The sequence below is a fragment of the Pseudomonas sp. GW821-FHT03E01 genome (assembly GCF_059420765.1).
Genome location: NZ_JBWKUI010000003.1, coordinates 439,128 through 456,964 on the forward strand (window position 1 = coordinate 439,128; position 17,837 = coordinate 456,964).

Consider the following 17,837-nt stretch of genomic DNA (forward strand, 5'->3'; position numbering starts at 1 on the left):
ATTGATTGGAAAGGTTACGCGGCAGGCGCCTTGGCCTCTTCCAACAGCTGCCGGATCATCTGCTCCTGAGTCTCGTAGCGACCCTCGCCAAAGTGGCTGTAACGCACCTGCCCCTTGGCATCGATCAGGTAGTGAGCCGGCCAGTATTGGTTGTCGAAGGCGCGCCAGATCGCGTAGTTGTTGTCGATCGCCACCGGGTAGGTGATGCCGAGCTTTTTCACCTGATCGCGAACGTTGTCGAGGATGCGTTCGTAACCGTATTCCGGGGTGTGCACGCCGATCACCACCAAGCCGTCCTTTTCATATTTTTTCGCCCAGTCCTTCACGTAGGGCAAGGTGTGCTGGCAGTTGATGCAGTCATAGGTCCAGAAATCCACCAGCACCACCTTGCCGCGCAGGGAGTCGTTGCTCAGCGCTGGCGAGTTGAGCCATTCGACCGCGCCGGAGAGTGACGGCATCGCACCTTTGGCCGCGTCCATCGGGTCGGCCTTGACCTTGCTGACCAGGTAATCGACCACTTTCGGTACGGTTTCCAGCACCTGCTGTTCAACGGTCGTGACGCCTTCGGACGAAGTGCCGGCGAGCAGCCTGTTATCGGTTCCGGTGGCGATGACCGCCGCCGCGACCAACACCCCGGCACCGGCGCCGCGACGCAGCCAACCGGTGACCGGAATCGACGGTTTCAAGCGATTGACCAGGCCGCGACCGGCGAAGATCAAGGTGCCCAGTGACAACGCGCTGCCCAGGCCATACGCCACCAGCAGCAGACTGGTCTGCACGTTGGCGCCTTGCAGCATGGCGCCGGTGAGGATCACCCCGAGGATCGGCCCGGCACACGGAGCCCAGAGCAGACCGGTGGCGACGCCAATCATCACCGAGCCCAGCGGGCCGGACATTTTGCGAGTGTTGGGGTCGAGGCGATTGCCCAGCAACACGAACGGTCGCGCCAGCCAGCCGCCGATGCGCGCGGAGATCAGCGACAGCGCAAACAGCACCATCACGATCAGCGCCACATGGCGGCCGGTGTTGTTGGCTTGTATCACCCAATCGCTGCTGACCACGGCCAGGCTAGAGATCAGGGCGAAGGTCAGGGCCATGCCACCGAGGGTGAGCAGGATCGAGGTGCGTGTGCGTTTAACACCGGCAAACAGAAACGGCACGACCGGGAGGATGCAGGGGCTGAGGACGGTCAAAATGCCGCCCAGGAATGCGATGAGAAACATGGGGATCACCTTGAATATACGAGTCCGATATGCGAGCGAGCCTGCTCCCACACTGGGAATATTGAGTTCATCAGAACAGTGCCTGGCTTCAAGCCATCTGGTTTTCCAACTGCTGGCCCTGTGGCGTCCGGCTGTAACCGTTCTCTGCAAGCAATTGCCCCTGCGGTGTGCGGCTGGAACCATCCTCAGCCACCAGCGGCGTCAGTTGGAAGCAGGTGCTGCTGCCACAGCTGCTCTGTTCAACAGCCGCGTTGGCATGGGCGGCGACGCCGGCTACGGAAAAGACGATGGCGGTCAAAAAGCGGGTGACGTTGTTCATGGAGTTATTCCTGTTTCAAAAAAGGGATTGATAACGGGTGAGCAAAGGACTCAGTTGTCTTCGTTGCAGTTGTCAGCGAATTTGCGGTAATCAAGGGCCTGGGTTTTGCCTTGGGAATCCAGGTAGGTCATCCGCGCATTCACAATCCCGCAGGAAGGCGTGGCGTCCTCTTTCATCGACAGCACTTTCTGGATGTCCAGGTGCGTGCCATAGGTGTAGGTTTGCGGGGTGACATTGGCTTCGGCCCGGGCCGACAAGGTGCAGATGTTCAGGGCGGCAAACAGGCAGGCGGCGTAGACGGCTTTGGTATTCATGGTGGTTTCCTCGGGGCTTCAATGGGTCAATCGTTGCCAAATCGTTGATGGGGCCGAGGCGGTTTGGGTTTGCCTCGATGGAAGCCATTAGAAGCCCGAGAGGTATCCCGTCTGTGTCTGGAACAGGCGCGAGTAAATTGCTATGTATCAGCACCGGCCGGCGATACACAGCGATACAAAACCCCTGAAACCGGCTGTTTTTGAGTCCCCGTGTATCCGCCGACAGGCCAGATACACTGCAATACAAACCGCTGCGGGCGAGCGAGCCTTGACTCGGTAGACTGCGCGAAAACTCCTACTCAAGAGGCATGGCGACCATGGAACACGTCGATCACATTCTCATCGTGGACGATGACCGCGAGATCCGGGAACTGGTAGGCAATTACCTGAAGAAGAACGGCCTGCGCACCACCGTGGTGGCGGATGGACGGCAGATGCGCGCGTTTCTGGAGACCACGCCGGTGGACCTGATCGTGCTCGACATCATGATGCCGGGCGACGATGGCCTGCTGCTCTGCCGTGAGCTGCGCGCCGGCAAACACAAGGCCACGCCGGTGCTGATGCTCACCGCGCGCAACGATGAAACCGACCGCATCATCGGCCTGGAAATGGGCGCCGACGACTACCTGGTCAAACCGTTCGCCGCCCGTGAACTGCTCGCCCGGATCAACGCCGTGCTGCGCCGTACGCGGATGCTGCCGCCGAATCTGGTGATCACCGAAAGCGGTCGCCTGCTGGCGTTCGGTCGCTGGCGCCTGGACACCTCGGCCCGGCATCTGCTGGATCAGGATGGCACCATGGTCGCCCTCAGCGGCGCGGAATACCGTTTGCTGCGGGTGTTCCTCGATCATCCTCAGCGGGTGCTCAATCGCGACCAGTTGCTCAACCTGACTCAAGGTCGCGACGCCGACCTGTTTGACCGCTCCATCGATTTGCTGGTCAGCCGCTTGCGTCAGCGCCTGCTCGACGACGCCCGGGAACCGGCCTACATCAAGACCGTACGCAGCGAAGGCTATGTGTTTTCCCTGCCGGTGGAAGTGCTCGGTGCGCCGTCATGAACCTTGCGCTGCACTGGCCCCGCACGCTGGCCTCGCGGCTGTCGCTGATTTTCCTGATCGGCCTGATCCTCGCCCAGGCGCTGTCCTTTGGCGCGCAGTACTACGAGCGTTATGAAAGTGCGAAAAATACGATGTTGGGCAATCTGGAAACCGACGTTTCGACCTCCCTCGCCATCCTCGACCGCTTGCCCGCCAACGAACGAGCGAGCTGGCTGCAGCGCCTGGAACGCACCAACTATGGTTATCTGCTGAATGAAGGTTCGCCCGGCACACCGATGGCGCCCAGCGATGTGCCGATTGCAGTCCCCTCGATTCAGGACGCCATCGGCCATGAGTATCCGCTGACTTTTACCAACATCCCCGGCCCGAAGAAACACTTCCAGGCCCATCTGAAACTGAAGGACGGCAGCCCCGTCACGATCGACGTGCGCCCCGCGATGGTGCCTTTGTCCCCGTGGTTACCGGCGGTATTACTGGGACAACTGGCGCTGCTGATCGCCTGCACCTGGCTGGCCGTGAGAATCGCCATCCGCCCGCTCACCCGCCTCGCCCAAGCCGTGGAAACCCTCGACCCCAACACCCACGCCGTGCACCTCGACGAAAAAGGCCCGACCGAAGTCGCCTACGCCGCCAGGGCATTCAATGCCATGCAGGCGCGCATCGCGGCGTATCTCAAGGAGCGCATGCAACTGTTGGCGGCGATTTCCCACGACCTGCAAACCCCGATCACGCGCATGAAACTGCGTGCCGAATTCATGGACGACTCCAGCGAAAAAGACAAACTGTGGAATGACCTCGGCGAGATGGAACACCTGGTGCGCGAAGGCGTGGCCTACGCCCGCAGCATCCATGGCGCCACCGAGGAAAGTCGCCGCACCGATCTGGATTCGTTCCTCGACAGCCTGGTGTTCGACTATCAGGACATGGGCAAAGACGTGCAGCTGGGCGGCAAAAGCGCCGCAGTCATCGACACCCGGCCCCATGCCTTGCGGCGAGTGCTGGTGAACCTGGTAGACAACGCGCTGAAATTCGCTGGCGCGGCTGAGTTGTGGGTGGAAACGAAGGCCGACGGCAGCTTGTCGGTGAAGGTCATGGACCGAGGGCCGGGGATTGCCGAAGAGCAATTGGCCCAGGTGATGCAGCCGTTCTACCGCGTGGAGAATTCGCGTAATCGCAGCACCGGCGGGACCGGGTTGGGGTTGGCGATTGCCCAGCAATTGGCGCTGGCGATTGGCGGGGCGCTGACCTTGAGCAATCGCGTGGACGGTGGGTTGTGTGCGGAGCTCAAGTTACCGAAGCCCCAATAAGCACCGCCAACCCCAGTGGGAGCAGGCTTGCCCGTTCCCACGGGGATTGGTGTTTGGGGGATTGCGTACGGTCAGGCCGCTATACCGATTACCCCCTCCCCATGCATCTGCCGCAACAACGCCATTCCACTGTCGATAAAGGCCTGCGACCCGGCCATCCCCGCCTCCACCGCCAGCCCTTCCAGTTGCGACCGACCATCGAGTTGAGGAAATTCCCCGATCCGCTGCAACAACCGCCACGCCAACGGGCTCAGTTCAGAGAAGCGCACACTCCAGTCTTCAGCCCGACGCACCAACAGCAACGTCGGCTGAGTCGGTGGCACTTGCGGCCGGTAATCCGGCCCCACTTTTTGCACCGGCCAGCCATAGGCCAACGGCCAGGCCAGTGGTGAAACCTGCAACGGTTGATCCAGCAGCAATCCAGCATCACTGGCCGGCAACGGCTCAGCGTCGGATTGTTGCAGGGCCATTTCGACCCATTCGTAATGCGCCAGCTCGACCATGAACGGTGGCCACGGCCCATCGTTCAGCGCCTGAGGCATTGATGCGAGGAACTCGACGAACTCCTGAGCAATCTCGCCGAATTTGGGCGTTTGAGCGCGGTAGTCCCGCAGGAAGATCCGCACCAGAGAACGCCAGTCACTGTCCCCCAGTATTCTCACCAACACCGGAAAGGTGCCGCTGAGCAACGACGACAGGTTAGAGAACACCAGGTCGCGATAAACCTGCGCCCGTGCCACGTCCATCCCGGCAGGCGGTGCGCAGTGGTCGGGATCGCGCAGGTAACGAGTCAAGGTGTCTTGCTGCTGATATAGCGTCGGCTTATCCATGGTTAGCCTCCTGCTGCAGTCGGCGGATGGTCTGCAACTCGCTCACCAGTTCAGAGAACGCCGGGTAGTTGAAGTCCCGCTCAAGCAGCGTCGGCTGTACGCCGAACCGCGCATACGCCTCGGCCAGCAAAGCCCAGACCACCGGTTTGACCGAGGCGCCGTGGGTGTCGATTTTCAGGGTGTCGGATTCGTCGAAATGCCCCGCCACATGCATCGCGACCACTCGCCCCGTGTCGATGCCCGCCAGAAACGCTTGCGGATCAGAACCGTGATTGATCGAGTTGACGTAGACATTGTTGACGTCCAGCAGCAGGTCGCAATCGGCTTCGCGCAGCACTGCGTTGGTGAACGTCAATTCGTCCATGTCCTGCTGCGGCGCGGCGTAGTAGGAGACGTTTTCCACCGCCAGACGCCGACCGAGAATGTCCTGTGCCTGACGAATTCGGGCGGCAACGTGATGCACCGCTTCCTCGGTAAACGGCAACGGCAGCAGATCGTAAAGATGCCCGTCATCGCTGCAGTAGCTCAGGTGTTCGCTGTACAGCGGCACTTTGTAGCGATCGAGGAAAACCCGCACTTCCCGCAGAAACCCGACGTCCAGCGGCGCCGATCCGCCCAGCGACAAGGACAAGCCGTGACAGGACAACGGATAACACTCGGCCAGGGCACGAAACGCCGCGCCATGCGCGCCGCCGATGCCAATCCAGTTTTCCGGCGCGACTTCCAGAAAATCGAAAGCGCCCGCCGGGGCCGCTTGCAGGTCCTTCATCAAACCGCGGCGCAAGCCTAGCCCGACGGTCGCCTGCGCAGATGTAAGGGGAATTTGCATGGTGTCGATCTCATCCTGGGATCCGGTCTCCAGCGCCTGAAAATCAGTGCCGGCCGGCAGGCCCAGTCAAGCGCCTCGGTGTGTCGGGTCTGTGTGCGCAAACACCCCTATTCTCAGCGCACTGTATCGGACAGGCAGCCAGATACAGAGGGATACACGAACTAGACTTGTTGATTACCCCCCGCGGGGGGAGCCAGGACGCGGTTATCGTCCTGTTCATTCCCACGATCACCGCCCACAGGCGCATGCCTCGACAAACAATGCCTGCGGGCCGTGATCCTGCTGAAGGAGCACACAAGATGGACGAGGCCAGACTCAATGATTTCATGGGCAAACTGGTGAGCGACATGGGGGGCGCGGCGATGCTCGCCAACGTCATCCTCGGCGAAGAACTCGGCCTGTACCGGGCCATGGCCGACAGTCAGCCCGTCACCCCCGAAACACTCGCCGCGAAGACCGGCTGCAACACCCGCCTGCTGCGTGAATGGCTCAGCGCCCACGCGGCCTCCGGTTACATGGAACACCGCGACGGCCAGTTCCGCCTGCCTGAAGAGCAAGCCCTGGCGCTGGCGATCGAAGACTCACCGGTCTATGTGGCCGGCGGTATGGCGGTGGTTGCGTCGTTTTTTCATGACAAGGACAAACTGGTCAACGCCATGCGCGGCAACGGCGCCCTGCCCTGGGGCGATCACCATCCGTGCATGTTCAGCGGCACCGAGCGGTTCTTCCGCCCAGGCTACAAGGCGCATCTGGTCAGCGAGTGGCTGCCGGCCCTCGACGGGGTGGTCGCCAAACTGGAGGCTGGCGCGAAAGTGGCAGACATCGGCTGCGGCCACGGCGCCTCGACCGTGATCATGGCTCAGGCTTTCCCCGAGTCGCGGTTCGTCGGTTTTGATTACCACGCGCCCTCGATCACCGTCGCCACCCAGCGCGCCGAAGAAGGTGGCGTGTCCGGTCGGGCGCGGTTCTTCCAGGGCACCGCCAAGAGCTATCCGGGCGACGACTATGACCTGATCTGCTATTTCGACTGCCTGCACGACATGGGTGACCCGGTCGGCGCCGCAAAGCATGCCTATGAATCGCTCAAACCCGACGGCACGGTGCTGTTGGTTGAGCCCTTCGCCAACGACACGCTAGACGAGAACGCCAACCCGGTGGGACGGCTGTTCTACGCCGCCTCGACCTTTATCTGCACACCTAACTCGCTGTCCCAGGAGGTCGGCCTCGGGCTCGGTGCCCAGGCAGGCGAGGCACGGTTGCGCAAGGTCTTCACCGAGGCGGGGTTCACCCAGTTCCGGCGAGCCACGGAAACGCCGTTCAACCTGATTCTGGAGGCGCGTAAATAAGGGTAGGCGCATCACCCAGGCAGGCTAAACCCACCCTGTCGGGGTGTGCTTTTGTGGCGAGGGGGCTTGCCCCCTCGCCACAGTCCATTTCAACAGGTGACCGTGATCAGCTCAGACGCTCACCCAGGTTTTCGGCCTTGAGAATATCGAACAACGCCTGCGCCGCCGCCGACAGTTCTTGCCCCGTCGTCAGCACCCCGATCGCCCGTTCCACCACCGGGTCGCGCAGGGTGATGCAACGCGCGCCCAGCTCGCGCATCTGCCCGGCGCACAACGCTGGCACCGCGCTCACGCCCAGTCCGCTGGCCACCATCCGCCCGACCGTTGCCAACTGATGACTTTCAAACTCCACCGGCAATTTCATGCCCCGCGCTTGCAAATGCTCTTCGAGCATCACCCGCACCGTGGACGGTCGCTGCAAGGTAATGAACGGTTCCTTGAGCAAGGTCTGCCAATCGATATCGCCCAAGTCCGCCAGCGGTGAATCAAGCGGCACCACCGCCACAAACCGGTCGATGTACAACGGGGTAAATTGCAGTGACGAACTCTGGGTCGGCTCAAACGCCACGCCCAGCTCCACTTGGCGGTCGCGGACCATTTCCAGCACCTGCTCGTTGATCACGTCGTTCACCGTGACGTTGACCTTGGGATAACGCGCGCGGAAGGTCTTGAGGATCGGCGGAAGCAGGTTGCCGGCAAACGACGGCATCGCCGCCAGCGTCACGCGGCCACGCTGAAGGGTGAAGCGTTGGCGCAGTTCATCCTCGGCATTGTCCCAATCCGCAATCAACCGACGGGCCAATGGCAGCAGCGATTCACCCTCGGCGGTCAGAGCGACGTTGCGGGTATTGCGGGTGAACAGGCGCCCACCCAGGCCCTCCTCCAGCGCCTTGATGGTCAGGCTCAACGCCGACTGGGACAGGTGCAGCCGTTCGCAAGCCACGGCAAAGCTCAAACTCTGGGCCACGGCCAGGAAGGCGCGGATCTGTTTAACGGTCATGGCCACTGTCTCCAACGTAGCGCGCACTCATTGGTGAGTTTTATCTATCAATCAACCTTAAAAATCAACTTAACAAATAAATCCTGTGGCGAGACACTCCCTCCCCATCCGGCTAGCCAGCCGCCCACAAAGAATAAAAGAGGTGCATATGGCAGGGTTCGACAAGCGCGTGTATTCCTATGAGGAAGCGATGGCCGGTCTTGAAGACGGCATGACCGTGATCTCCGGCGGCTTCGGCCTGTGCGGGATTCCGGAAAACCTCATCGCCGAGATCCAGCACCGGGGCACCCGTGACCTCACCGTGGTCTCCAACAACTGCGGCGTCGACGGTTTCGGTCTCGGCGTGCTGCTGGTGGACCGGCAGATCCGCAAAGTGGTGGCCTCCTACGTCGGCGAGAACAAACTGTTCGAAGACCAACTGCTTAAAGGCGAAATCGAAGTCGTCCTGACCCCCCAAGGCACCCTCGCCGAGAAAATGCGCGCAGGCGGTGCCGGCATCCCGGCGTTCTTCACCGCCACCGGCGTCGGCACTCCAGTCGCTGAAGGCAAGGAAGTGCGCGAATTCAAAGGTCGCCAGTACCTGATGGAAGAATCCATCACCGGTGACTTCGCCATCGTCAAAGGCTGGAAAGCCGACCATTTCGGTAACGTGGTCTATCGCCACACCGCCCAGAACTTCAACCCGCTGGCCGCCACCGCCGGCAAGATCACCGTGGTCGAAGTCGAAGAAATCGTCGAACCCGGCGAGCTGGACCCGTCGCAGATCCACACCCCTGGCATCTACGTCGACCGGGTCATTTGCGGCACGTTCGAAAAGCGCATCGAACAGCGCACCGTGCGTAAGTGATCCCCTGCCCCCGGACCGAATGAAGGAATAACAACAATGGCACTTTCCCGCGAACAAATGGCTCAGCGCGTCGCCCGCGAAATGCAGGACGGCTACTACGTGAACCTCGGCATCGGCATTCCGACCCTGGTCGCCAACTACATCCCCGAAGGCATGGAAGTCATGCTGCAATCGGAAAACGGCCTGCTCGGCATGGGCGCCTTTCCGACCGACGCCGAAGTCGACGCCGACATGATCAACGCCGGCAAGCAAACCGTGACTGCGCGTATCGGCGCGTCGATTTTCTCCTCCGCCGAATCGTTCGCGATGATCCGTGGTGGCCACATCGACCTGACCGTACTCGGCGCGTTCGAAGTGGACGTCGAAGGCAACATCGCCTCCTGGATGATCCCCGGCAAACTGGTCAAGGGCATGGGCGGCGCGATGGACCTGGTGGCCGGTGCGGACAACATCATCGTCACCATGACCCACGCCTCCAAGGACGGTGAGTCGAAACTGCTGCCGCGCTGCAGCCTGCCGCTGACCGGCGCCGGTTGCATCAAACGCGTGCTGACTGACCTGGCCTACTTGGAAATCCACAACGGTGCGTTCATTCTCAAGGAACGCGCACCAGGCGTGAGCGTTGAGGAAATCGTCGCCAAGACCGCCGGCAAACTGATCGTGCCTGACCACGTCCCGGAAATGCAGTTCGCTGCCCAGTGAGGAATCCGTCCATGCAAGACGTTGTGATTGTTGCTGCCACTCGCACTGCCATCGGCAGTTTCCAGGGCGCGTTGGCCAATGTGTCCGCGGTTGATCTCGGTGCTGCGGTGATCCGCCAGTTGCTGGCGCAAACCGATCTGGACCCGGCGCAGGTCGATGAAGTGATCATGGGCCAGGTATTGACCGCCGGCGCCGGGCAAAACCCTGCGCGCCAGGCTGCGATCAAGGCCGGCCTGCCCCACGCCGTACCGGCCATGACCCTGAACAAGGTCTGCGGCTCGGGCCTCAAAGCGCTGCACCTGGCGGCGCAGGCGATTCGCTGCGGCGATGCCGAGGTGATCATCGCCGGTGGCCAGGAAAACATGAGCCTGGCCAATTACGTGCTGCCGGGCGCCCGCACCGGTCTGCGCATGGGCCACAGCCAGATCGTCGACACGATGATCAGCGACGGTTTGTGGGATGCGTTCAACGATTACCACATGGGCATCACCGCCGAGAACCTGGTGGACAAGTACGGCATCAGCCGTGAAGCCCAGGACGCCTTCGCTGCCGCCTCGCAACAAAAAGCCGTGGCCGCCATCGAAGCCGGGCGTTTCGTCGATGAAATCACCCCGATCCTGATCCCCCAGCGCAAGGGCGATCCACTGGCCTTCGCCACCGATGAACAGCCGCGTGCCGGCACCACCGCCGAGTCTCTGGGCAAGCTGAAACCGGCCTTCAAGAAGGACGGCTCGGTGACCGCCGGCAACGCCTCTTCGCTGAACGACGGCGCCGCCGCGGTGATTCTGATGAGTGCAGAGAAAGCCAAGGCCCTCGGCCTGCCGGTGCTGGCGAAAATCGCCGCGTACGCCAACGCGGGCGTCGACCCGGCGATCATGGGCATCGGCCCGGTCAGCGCCACCCGTCGTTGCCTGGACAAGGCCGGCTGGTCCATCGATCAACTGGAGCTGATCGAGGCCAACGAAGCCTTCGCCGCGCAATCCCTGGCGGTGGCCAAGGACCTGGAATGGGACCTGAGCAAGGTCAACGTCAACGGCGGCGCGATTGCCCTGGGTCATCCGATTGGAGCGTCGGGTTGCCGGGTGCTGGTGACCTTGCTGCACGAGATGATCAAGCGTGACGCCAAAAAAGGCCTGGCCACCCTGTGCATTGGTGGTGGTCAGGGCGTGGCATTGGCGATCGAGCGCTAGCCCGAGACCGCGTTGTCGTTCATCGCGAGCAGGCTCGCTCCCACAGGTGACCGCATTCTCCCGAGAGCACTCGGTTACCTGTGGGAGCGTGGCTTGCCCGCGACGACGGCGGCACAGTCAACATTGATGTCGCCTGACACACCGCTTTCGCGGGCAAGTCCCCTCACCACAACGGCTGGAAACCTCTGGCCCTCAGGCAAATTTCACCAGGTTCAAGACCGGCAACGGACCGCCCGGGAACTGCACCAGCCGCGCCCCGACACTCAGTTCGCCCAGATCGATTCCAAAGAAGCCCAATCGCTCGATCAGCGCTGCCACTTGAGCCTTGGCCTCGGCATCGTCACCAGAAAGAAACAACACTCGCCGCCCACCCTCCGCCGCCGGATCACTCTCAAGCAGATGCGCTTGAAGGTGATTGAAGGCCTTGACCACCCGCGCGCCAGGTACCCATTCGGCAAACACTTCACTGGACGGACGGCCCTGCAAATCCACCGCTTTGAACGATGGCGCCTCGATCGAATTGTTCGCGTCGATGACAATCCGCCCGCCGAAATCCGGCAATCCGGCCAGTGCCGTTGGCAATTTCGACCAGTTCACCGCGACCAGAACGATCGGCTGCGCGGCCGCTTCTTCACGGGTGCCGGCCCGCGCCGTCGGCCCGAGTTCTTCCACCAGTGAGGCCAGGGTTTCCGGGCCGCGGCTGTTGGCGATGACGACTTCAATGCCCTGACGGGACAATGCTTTGGCGAAGGCTGTGCCGATGGCGCCGGCGCCGATGATTCCGATAGTGCTCATGGTGTTCACTCCGTAGTGGGTTGGTGGAGTGAATACTGCGCTTGCCATTACTACTTTATTAGACGGTAATGAGTTGAATGATCTTCAAGTATCAATATCAGGTGTCTGAGATGGAAACACTCGCCAACCTCGAATCTTTCGTGCGCAGCGCTGAAACCGGCAGCTTCTCCGCCGCCGCACGGTTGCTCGCACTGACGCCCGCCGCCGTCAGCCGCAACGTGGCGATGCTTGAACGCAATATCGGTGTGCGGCTGTTCCAGCGCTCGACCCGCAAGCTGTCACTGACCGAAGCCGGCGAACGCTTTCTGGCCAGCATCGGCGGCAATCTGCAGGCGCTGCAGACGGCGATCAGTGCGGTGTCCAGTGATCGCGGGGAGCCGGCGGGGGTGCTCAAGGTCAGCTTGGCGCCGACGTTCGGCATTGACCACGTGTTGCCGCTGTTACCGGAATTTCTGGCGCGCTACCCGCTGATTCGCTTGGAATGGCACTTTGAAAACCGCCAGGTCGATCTGATCGCCGAAGGGTATGACGCCGCCATCGGCGGCGGTTTCGAGCTGACACCCGGGGTCGTCTCGCGGACATTGGCAGCGGCGGATGTGGTGGCGGTGGCCTCACCGGCGTACATGGCCGGACGCACCCTGCCCAGCAGCCCGGCGGACCTGGCTCAGTACAACGGCATTGTGATGCGCGGCATTCGCACCGGGCGGGTGCGCCAATGGGTGATGCGGGATAGCGTGGGCAATGAAGCCAGCGCCGAGCTGAGTGAAAACATCGTGCTCAATGACCCTGCCGCCATGCGTGAAGCGGCCCTGCTCGGCCTTGGTGTGACGCTGCTGGTGTCGCCCGATGTCATCGCCCATATCCAGCACGGCGAACTGCTGCGCTTGTTGCCGGACTGGCATGCCGACGCGGGATCGATCTCGCTGTATTACCCGAGCCGCACGTTGATGCCGGCCAAGACCCGGGTGTTTATCGATTATCTGGTTGAGGCGTTTGAGCGGGGGTGAAGATCAAAAGAATGACTCAGCCCACAAACTGCAAAATCAACCAGCTGTTGGCCGCACTGATTACCGTAAACAATCCCCACGCCAACACCCGAGTTGGCAGCCGATTCACAAACGGCCCCATGAGCGTCTGATCGTTGGTCATGCGAATCAACGGGTACAACGCGAATGGCAGTTGCAGGCTGAGTACCACCTGACTCAACACCAGCAGTTTGCCGATTGCCCCGTCGCCCATCAGCCACACGCCGATAAACGCCGGGATCAGCGCCAGCCCGCGAGTGATCAAGCGCCGTTGCCAGCAGGGCAAGCGCAGGTTCAGGTAGCCCTCCATGATCACCTGGCCCGCGATGGTGCCGGTGAAGGTCGAGCTCTGCCCCGACGCCAGCAACGCCACACCAAACAACACGCTGGCCAACGCCCCGCCCACCAATGGATCGAGCAAGTGATAGGCATCCTGGATGTCCACCACGTCGGTGTGCCCGGTCTTGTGGAAGGCCGCCGAAGCAAGAATCAGGATCGCCGCGTTGACCAGCAGTGCCAGGGCCAGGGAGCCGATGGTGTCGATGCGCGCCAGTTTGACCGCGTCCTGCTTGCTGGCCAGGTCTTTGCCGATCATCCGCGTCTGCACGATCGAGGTATGCAGGAACAAGTTATGCGGCATCACCGTGGCCCCGAGAATGCCGATGGCCAGGTACAACGGCGCCGCATCGCCGATCACCGAAAGTGACGGTGTGAAACCGCGAGCGACATCCGGCCAATAGGGTTTGATCAGCAGCAGTTCGACGAAGAAACACGCGCCAATAGTGCCCACCAGCACCAGCATGATCGCCTCCAACCGGCGGAAACCCCGGTTTTGCAGGGCCAATACCAGCAACGTGTCGAACGCGGTGAGCGCGATGCCAAACGTCAGCGAACAGCCCAACAGCAAGTGGAACGCCAGGGCGCAGCCGAGCACTTCGGCGAGGTCGGTGGCGATGATCGAAATTTCCGCCAGCAGCCACTGGGTCCGTGCGGTCCGCGTGCTGTAGCGCTCCCGGCATAACTGCGCCAGGTCGCGCCCGGTGGCGATACCCAGACGCGAGCACAAACACTGCACCACCATCCCCGCCATGCTCGCCAGCAACACCACGAACAACAGGCTGTAGCCAAACCGCGAACCGGCCTCGATGGCCGTGGCCCAGTTGCCCGGGTCCATGTAGCCGATGGACACCAGCAAACCGGGGCCGGCAAAACGCAGAACGCGCTTGTAGAACGAAGCACCAGGGTCAACGGCAACCGTGCCGGCCACTTCCGGTGGGCAAAACGGCGCGGTGCCGACTTTGGGCAAACTGAATTTCACGCAAGCATCCGTCAACAGGTGGGAGCGCGCAGCTTAGACGTTTCGCGCCCCCGGGTGTAGGGCGCTCAACGCTTGCGCAGAGACCGCCTTAAGCAATCCATCGCCCGCAATGCTAACGTGACCGGCACACACAAATGGAGATGCGTGCGTGCTGATGCTCAAGCTGCTGGTGATCCCGGGGTTTCTGCTGCTGATTTCCCTGGCCGGTAAACGCTGGGGACCAAGCGTGGCCGGTTGGCTGTCGGGGTTGCCGGTGGTGGTCGGGCCGATTCTGTTGTTCCTCGCCATCGAGCAAGGCCATGTGTTCGCCGCTCAAGCGGCAACGGCGGCGCTGTCAGCCATGTTCGCGATGATTGCCTTCTGCGTGACGTATGCCCAGGTCGCACAACGCTTGAGCTGGCCGTGGGCGCTAACGATGGCGCTGCTGGTCTGGGCGTCGGTGGCTGTTGTGCTGTCGCTGATCCCGCCATCGCTGGCGCTCTCGGTGATCGCCGCCGCCACCGCGTTGCTGGCCGCGCCGTACCTGTTTCCCTCGGTGCAACCCGTCGTTTCAGGCCCGGCGCCCAAATCCGACAAACTGCTGCTGCGCATGATGGCTGGCGCCCTGCTCACGTTGGCCGTGACGGTGCTGGCCAGCACCGTCGGCGAGCGCTGGAGCGGATTGCTCGCAGTGTTCCCGGTGCTGGGCAGTGTGATGGCTGTGTTTTCCCAGCAGACTCGCGGTCCGGCGTTTACGGCGGCGTTGCTGCGGGCTACAGCTACCGGGATGTATTCGTTCGCGGCGTTTTGTCTGGTGCTGGCGTTGGCGTTGCCGAGGTTCGGCTGGACGGGATTTGCATTGGGGATAGGCGCCTCGCTCGGGATGCTGTTGGTGACTAAACAACGGGCATTGCGCCCAGCGCCTTATCGTTTCAACGAACGGCAACGATGATCACCACACGCCTTGTGTAGCAGCTGTCGAGCCTGCGAGGCTGCGTTCGGCGGCGGAGCAGTCGTGAAATCAGGTACCGCGGTCTTTCAGATACACCGTATGCACCGGTTTACGACGGCTCCGCCGCCGAACGCAGCCTCGCAGGCTCGACAGCTGCTACAAATCGCGATCCATGGGATGATCGCCGTCATAGCGCGACCACCCTACGGAGAGTTTGAATGTCATTGTTGAGTAAAAAAGCCGTTGTTCTGCTGCTGACAGCGGCTGCCAGCCTGGGGGCCTTGAATGCGCAGGCGGCCAAGGCCACTTCCAGCGACAAAGCGCCGACCCAGAAGGTCTCGATGCTCGGCGGCAAGTTCACCTTCACCCTGCCCAAGGGCTTCATCGCCAATCCGCTGCCGGCCGGCGACGCGGCCACCGGCACCGCCGGGGCGACGGGCACGATGTACACCAACCAGACCACTAAAACCGTAGTCATCGCCGCTGAAAACACCATTCCCGGCGGCGCCAACGTCAAAGACAACGATGGTGAGTTCCTCGACGCCACCGTGTCCGCCTTCGCCACCGAGCAACGCAACGCCTTGCCGGACTTCAACAAGCTGAGCGAAAAAAGCCTTACCCAGAAAGGCACGGGGCTGGGCCTGCGACAGATCGACAGTACCGCCACCCAGGGCGGCGGCATGACCCTCGACACCTCGCTGATGGCCGCTTCTGGCACTCGCATGGCCATCATTCAGGTCATCTCCCGCCCCAACGACAAAACCGGCCACGAAACGCTGGTGAACCAGATCATCACCGGCAAATAAACCCGACCGGCTCAGGGATTGAGGCGCTGCAACCAGGCGCTCAAATCCTGCATCTCGGTGGCGCTGATACTGTGGCCGACGCCTTCGTAGGCATGGAACTCGGGCTTGAGTGACAGGCTTTGCAACAGGCTGTCGGCCTCAGTGCCGTCGGTATAGGGCAGGCGTTTGTCGGCGGTGCCATGACCGATGAAAATCGCCAGCGACTGGCGTTTTTCATCCGGTTTGAGTTCGGACTTGAGCACCGGCAGGATGCGCCCGCTCAACGCCGCAATGCCGCCCACCGCCTCGGGATGACGCAACGCGACTTCATAGGACATGATCGCGCCCTGGCTGAAGCCCACCAGGAAAACCTTGTCCGTTTCGGTGTGATATTTCTTTGCCGCTTGTGCGACGAAATCCAGCAGCACCTGGCGGCTGGTTTTCAGGTCGTCAGTCTCGCCGTTATAGGCGCCCTCGCCCTTTTTGCGAAACCACTGGTAACTGCCCTCTTCCAACGTCATCGGCGCCCGCACCGACAGGTAGGTGTACTGCGGCGGCAATTCATCCTTGATGCCGAACAGGTCCTGCTCGTTGCTGCCGTAACCGTGCAGGAAAATCACCAAGGGCTGGTTACGGGATTCAACGTTGGCCTGTTCCAGGTACTTGAGCGGCAGATCGGTGTGTAGCGGGATTTCAGCGTGGACGGCGGTGGACGCCAGGAGCGTGAGCAGAGCGAGAAACTTCAACATAAACCTTCCTTCACAGCGCGCAGGATTCGGGACAGAGCCTAACATCTCTTCCCGCCGATGCACCGTTTCCCTCTGATGCACCGCGCCCCCGCAGGAGGCAGCGCCTACATGTTGAATCGCGTCGGGACGTCAGTCGTTGACCAGTTTCCCGACCCGGATCGGCTCACGTCCGGCGACTTTCGCCTGCCAGGTGCCCGGTTGCGTGTAGCGTCCGCGATCGATGGCAAACAGCACGCCGCTGGTTCCGGCGCACACGGTGGTGGCCCGGTCGCTCAATGGATCGACTACTTCAAACAACGCGTCGCCCCGCTCCACCCATTCACCTGAATTGCGCAGGAAACTGACCACCCCGTGATGCGGTGCAAACAGGTACTCGGTGCCTTCGAACGGCAGGCCCTCACAGCATTCGCTTGGCGCTGACGGCCAGGTGCCGGTGATGAAACCCTGTTCGGCGAGGAACCCCAGGATCGCCTCGCAGTTGGCCTGGGCCTGATCGACCCGTGTATCGCCCATGCTGCCCAGCTCCAGCGTGGTCGCCAGGTTGGCCGGCGGGATCGCTGCCTCGGGAAAGGCCCGTGCCAGGCGCAACCACGGCGTAGAGCACGACTCATCGAAAGAGCTGCCGCCGGAATCCTCACACAACAACGCCACCCCGGCCTTCAGGCGAGCCGCCAGGGAGCGCCATTGCGGCCAATGCTGCGGCAAGGCATACAGGTGAATCGCCGCGTCGAAATCGCAATGCAAGTCGAGGGTGATGTCGGCCTCGCAGGCGTGGCGCAGCAGCAAGCGGTGCATGGCTTCCAATTGCGAAAGCGGTGCCGGCAAATCATCGAGCACCTGCCCCATGGTCTGGCGAATCAGTACGATGTTGGCCTGGGCGTCACCACCCAATTGATCGCCGATCAACTCAGCCACCGGAGCGCTGAGTTCAACGAACGAGCGGTTGAAGTTCTTGCCGCTGCCCAATTCGAAGCGACCCATGTGGCTGCCTTGCAGGTGCTGATCGAGGCCGATGGGATTGGCCACCGGCACCAGTTCGATGATGCCCTGAAGTTGCCCCTGGGCTTCGAGCTCGGCCAGACGCTTCTTCAGTTCCCAGGCGGTGCGCATGCCCGGCAGTTCGTCCGCGTGCAGGCTGGCCTGGATGTAAACCTTGCGAGTACCCGCGCCATAACGAAACACGCTGAGCGTGCGTTCAGTCCCCAGATGGCTCCAGGGCAGTGAATGATCGATGCGTTGCATGGGGACTCCTGAATATCTGTGCGATGA

At 61.9% G+C, this 17,837-nt stretch carries 19 protein-coding genes; 9 read left to right on the plus strand and 10 right to left on the minus strand.

All coding sequences use genetic code 11. From position 1 onward, the window contains the following. Positions 1-14: 14 nt before the first annotated feature. From AC07VO_RS07600 to AC07VO_RS07610, 3 genes are all read right to left on the minus strand, one after another. Entirely contained in the window at positions 15-1,223 is a 1,209-nt protein-coding gene (locus tag AC07VO_RS07600) for a cytochrome c biogenesis protein DipZ (protein ID WP_086945477.1), read from the minus strand. An 88-nt stretch (positions 1,224-1,311) separates the two neighbouring features. Further along, the gene (locus tag AC07VO_RS07605; protein WP_086945476.1) at positions 1,312-1,542 is read right to left on the minus strand and encodes a hypothetical protein; all 231 of its coding nucleotides are present in this window, start codon (positions 1,540-1,542) and stop codon (positions 1,312-1,314) included. A 50-nt stretch (positions 1,543-1,592) separates the two neighbouring features. Further along, entirely contained in the window at positions 1,593-1,856 is a 264-nt protein-coding gene (locus AC07VO_RS07610) for a DUF2790 domain-containing protein (RefSeq protein WP_019649304.1), read from the minus strand. A gap of 317 nt (positions 1,857-2,173) precedes the next feature. Between AC07VO_RS07610 and AC07VO_RS07615 the strand changes: the two genes are divergently transcribed. After that, positions 2,174-2,914 (plus strand): response regulator, encoded by a 741-nt coding sequence (locus AC07VO_RS07615; RefSeq protein WP_026286577.1) that lies wholly within the window; start codon positions 2,174-2,176, stop codon positions 2,912-2,914. After that, on the plus strand, positions 2,911-4,221 hold the full coding sequence (locus tag AC07VO_RS07620) for an ATP-binding protein (protein ID WP_086945475.1): 1,311 nt from the start codon (positions 2,911-2,913) through the stop codon (positions 4,219-4,221). The genes AC07VO_RS07615 and AC07VO_RS07620 overlap by 4 nt, the downstream gene beginning before the upstream one ends. Before the next feature lie 71 nt (positions 4,222-4,292). On the opposite strand, the gene AC07VO_RS07625 is transcribed toward AC07VO_RS07620, so the two are convergent. Together AC07VO_RS07625 and AC07VO_RS07630 are read right to left on the minus strand one after the other, a co-directional pair. Next, positions 4,293-5,051 carry an HvfC family RiPP maturation protein gene (locus AC07VO_RS07625; RefSeq protein ID WP_086945474.1) on the minus strand — a complete coding sequence of 253 codons (759 nt, stop codon included), beginning with the start codon at positions 5,049-5,051 and terminating at the stop codon, positions 4,293-4,295. After that, positions 5,044-5,880, minus strand: coding sequence for an HvfB family MNIO-type RiPP peptide maturase (locus tag AC07VO_RS07630; protein WP_086945473.1), 837 nt, complete (start codon positions 5,878-5,880; stop codon positions 5,044-5,046). Before AC07VO_RS07630 ends, AC07VO_RS07625 begins: the two co-directional genes overlap by 8 nt. A 299-nt stretch (positions 5,881-6,179) precedes the next feature. On the opposite strand from AC07VO_RS07630, the gene AC07VO_RS07635 reads away from it, so the two are divergent. Beyond that, the gene (locus AC07VO_RS07635) at positions 6,180-7,226 is read left to right on the plus strand and encodes a class I SAM-dependent methyltransferase (RefSeq protein WP_086945472.1); all 1,047 of its coding nucleotides are present in this window, start codon (positions 6,180-6,182) and stop codon (positions 7,224-7,226) included. Positions 7,227-7,332: 106 nt separating this feature from the next. On the opposite strand, the gene AC07VO_RS07640 is transcribed toward AC07VO_RS07635, so the two are convergent. Beyond that, complete coding sequence (locus AC07VO_RS07640; protein WP_019649313.1) at positions 7,333-8,226, minus strand: LysR family transcriptional regulator; 894 nt, start codon at positions 8,224-8,226, stop codon at positions 7,333-7,335. A gap of 148 nt (positions 8,227-8,374) precedes the next feature. Here AC07VO_RS07640 and AC07VO_RS07645 point away from each other — a divergent pair, with 148 nt between their 5' ends. From AC07VO_RS07645 to AC07VO_RS07655, 3 genes are read left to right on the plus strand one after another with little or no spacing between them, the layout of a single operon-like run. Continuing rightward, positions 8,375-9,073: a CoA transferase subunit A gene (locus AC07VO_RS07645; RefSeq protein WP_018928063.1), complete on the plus strand. Its 699-nt coding sequence runs from the start codon at positions 8,375-8,377 to the stop codon at positions 9,071-9,073. A 36-nt stretch (positions 9,074-9,109) separates the two neighbouring features. Then, the gene (locus AC07VO_RS07650) at positions 9,110-9,775 is read left to right on the plus strand and encodes a CoA transferase subunit B (RefSeq protein ID WP_018928064.1); all 666 of its coding nucleotides are present in this window, start codon (positions 9,110-9,112) and stop codon (positions 9,773-9,775) included. A gap of 11 nt (positions 9,776-9,786) precedes the next feature. After that, positions 9,787-10,965 (plus strand): acetyl-CoA C-acetyltransferase, encoded by a 1,179-nt coding sequence (locus AC07VO_RS07655; RefSeq protein ID WP_018928065.1) that lies wholly within the window; start codon positions 9,787-9,789, stop codon positions 10,963-10,965. 192 nt (positions 10,966-11,157) lie between these two features. On the opposite strand, the gene AC07VO_RS07660 is transcribed toward AC07VO_RS07655, so the two are convergent. After that, complete coding sequence (locus AC07VO_RS07660) at positions 11,158-11,760, minus strand: NADPH-dependent F420 reductase (protein WP_018928066.1); 603 nt, start codon at positions 11,758-11,760, stop codon at positions 11,158-11,160. Positions 11,761-11,870: 110 nt separating this feature from the next. Between AC07VO_RS07660 and AC07VO_RS07665 the strand changes: the two genes are divergently transcribed. Next, complete coding sequence (locus tag AC07VO_RS07665) at positions 11,871-12,767, plus strand: LysR family transcriptional regulator (protein WP_018928067.1); 897 nt, start codon at positions 11,871-11,873, stop codon at positions 12,765-12,767. 16 nt (positions 12,768-12,783) lie between these two features. Here the strand turns inward: AC07VO_RS07665 and AC07VO_RS07670 are convergent, their stop codons facing one another. Further along, complete coding sequence (locus AC07VO_RS07670) at positions 12,784-14,103, minus strand: Nramp family divalent metal transporter (protein ID WP_086945471.1); 1,320 nt, start codon at positions 14,101-14,103, stop codon at positions 12,784-12,786. A gap of 148 nt (positions 14,104-14,251) precedes the next feature. On the opposite strand from AC07VO_RS07670, the gene AC07VO_RS07675 reads away from it, so the two are divergent. Beyond that, the gene (locus AC07VO_RS07675) at positions 14,252-15,034 is read left to right on the plus strand and encodes a hypothetical protein (RefSeq protein ID WP_064617003.1); all 783 of its coding nucleotides are present in this window, start codon (positions 14,252-14,254) and stop codon (positions 15,032-15,034) included. A gap of 218 nt (positions 15,035-15,252) precedes the next feature. Beyond that, positions 15,253-15,840, plus strand: coding sequence for a DcrB/PsbP domain-containing protein (locus AC07VO_RS07680; protein ID WP_086945469.1), 588 nt, complete (start codon positions 15,253-15,255; stop codon positions 15,838-15,840). An 11-nt stretch (positions 15,841-15,851) separates the two neighbouring features. Here the strand turns inward: AC07VO_RS07680 and AC07VO_RS07685 are convergent, their stop codons facing one another. Together AC07VO_RS07685 and AC07VO_RS07690 are read right to left on the minus strand one after the other, a co-directional pair. Next, the gene (locus AC07VO_RS07685; RefSeq protein ID WP_086945468.1) at positions 15,852-16,568 is read right to left on the minus strand and encodes an alpha/beta hydrolase; all 717 of its coding nucleotides are present in this window, start codon (positions 16,566-16,568) and stop codon (positions 15,852-15,854) included. 129 nt (positions 16,569-16,697) lie between these two features. Then, positions 16,698-17,810 (minus strand): succinylglutamate desuccinylase/aspartoacylase family protein, encoded by a 1,113-nt coding sequence (locus AC07VO_RS07690; RefSeq protein ID WP_086945467.1) that lies wholly within the window; start codon positions 17,808-17,810, stop codon positions 16,698-16,700. Positions 17,811-17,837 lie beyond the last annotated feature (27 nt).

Coding starts and splice junctions, on each gene's coding strand:
- AC07VO_RS07600 (WP_086945477.1), bottom strand. CDS start 1,223: ATGTTTCTCATCGCATTCCTGGGCGGCATTTTGACCGTCCTCAGCCCC.
- AC07VO_RS07605 (WP_086945476.1), bottom strand. CDS start 1,542: ATGAACAACGTCACCCGCTTTTTGACCGCCATCGTCTTTTCCGTAGCC.
- AC07VO_RS07610 (WP_019649304.1), bottom strand. CDS start 1,856: ATGAATACCAAAGCCGTCTACGCCGCCTGCCTGTTTGCCGCCCTGAAC.
- AC07VO_RS07615 (WP_026286577.1), top strand. CDS start 2,174: ATGGAACACGTCGATCACATTCTCATCGTGGACGATGACCGCGAGATC.
- AC07VO_RS07620 (WP_086945475.1), top strand. CDS start 2,911: ATGAACCTTGCGCTGCACTGGCCCCGCACGCTGGCCTCGCGGCTGTCG.
- AC07VO_RS07625 (WP_086945474.1), bottom strand. CDS start 5,051: ATGGATAAGCCGACGCTATATCAGCAGCAAGACACCTTGACTCGTTAC.
- AC07VO_RS07630 (WP_086945473.1), bottom strand. CDS start 5,880: ATGCAAATTCCCCTTACATCTGCGCAGGCGACCGTCGGGCTAGGCTTG.
- AC07VO_RS07635 (WP_086945472.1), top strand. CDS start 6,180: ATGGACGAGGCCAGACTCAATGATTTCATGGGCAAACTGGTGAGCGAC.
- AC07VO_RS07640 (WP_019649313.1), bottom strand. CDS start 8,226: ATGACCGTTAAACAGATCCGCGCCTTCCTGGCCGTGGCCCAGAGTTTG.
- AC07VO_RS07645 (WP_018928063.1), top strand. CDS start 8,375: ATGGCAGGGTTCGACAAGCGCGTGTATTCCTATGAGGAAGCGATGGCC.
- AC07VO_RS07650 (WP_018928064.1), top strand. CDS start 9,110: ATGGCACTTTCCCGCGAACAAATGGCTCAGCGCGTCGCCCGCGAAATG.
- AC07VO_RS07655 (WP_018928065.1), top strand. CDS start 9,787: ATGCAAGACGTTGTGATTGTTGCTGCCACTCGCACTGCCATCGGCAGT.
- AC07VO_RS07660 (WP_018928066.1), bottom strand. CDS start 11,760: ATGAGCACTATCGGAATCATCGGCGCCGGCGCCATCGGCACAGCCTTC.
- AC07VO_RS07665 (WP_018928067.1), top strand. CDS start 11,871: ATGGAAACACTCGCCAACCTCGAATCTTTCGTGCGCAGCGCTGAAACC.
- AC07VO_RS07680 (WP_086945469.1), top strand. CDS start 15,253: ATGTCATTGTTGAGTAAAAAAGCCGTTGTTCTGCTGCTGACAGCGGCT.
- AC07VO_RS07685 (WP_086945468.1), bottom strand. CDS start 16,568: ATGTTGAAGTTTCTCGCTCTGCTCACGCTCCTGGCGTCCACCGCCGTC.
- AC07VO_RS07690 (WP_086945467.1), bottom strand. CDS start 17,810: ATGCAACGCATCGATCATTCACTGCCCTGGAGCCATCTGGGGACTGAA.